The following is a 514-nucleotide window of genomic DNA, read 5'->3' on the forward strand; positions in this document are numbered from 1 at the left end:
CCTCGTGCCAAAGGGCGGCGCGCTCCAGGGCCCGCTGCACCTGGGCTCGAAGATCCCCGCGGAACCCGTTGATCCTGAGCCCGAAGGCCACGTTTTCAAAGATGGATTTGGGGAAGGGATTGGGCTTTTGGAAGACCATGCCGATGCGCCTGCGTACCTCCACCGGGTCCACCCCGCGGCCGTACAGATCCACGCCGCGGAAGAGGATTTGACCAGAGGTGCGCACACCAGGGATAAGGTCGTTCATGCGATTCAAAGCCCTAAGGAACGTGCTTTTTCCGCAGCCTGAAGGTCCAATGATGGCGGTGATACGCTTCTCCGGAATATCAAGGGTGATCTCCCGCAGCGTGTGCTGCGTGTCGTACCAAAGGCTGAATTTGCGGACCTGAAAGATTGGAACTTCTGTATCCGGCAAAGGAAGGACGTTGTCCCTCATGTCCACCTCCGTTGATATCTGTTCCGGAGCCAAATGGCGAGGAGATTGAGGAGGACGTGCAAAGAGAGGATGACAAGG

1 protein-coding gene is annotated in these 514 nt (G+C 57.8%); it reads right to left on the reverse strand.

Annotated features, from left to right (window positions below; all coding sequences use genetic code 11):
* On the reverse strand, positions 1–436 hold a 436-nt coding region (locus H5T41_11530; protein ID MBC7109390.1), incomplete at its 3' end, for an ATP-binding cassette domain-containing protein.
* Positions 437–514: the final 78 nt, after the last annotated feature.

Source organism: Methanomassiliicoccales archaeon (genome assembly GCA_014361295.1).
Taxonomy (GTDB): domain Archaea; phylum Thermoplasmatota; class Thermoplasmata; order Methanomassiliicoccales; family JACIVX01; genus JACIVX01.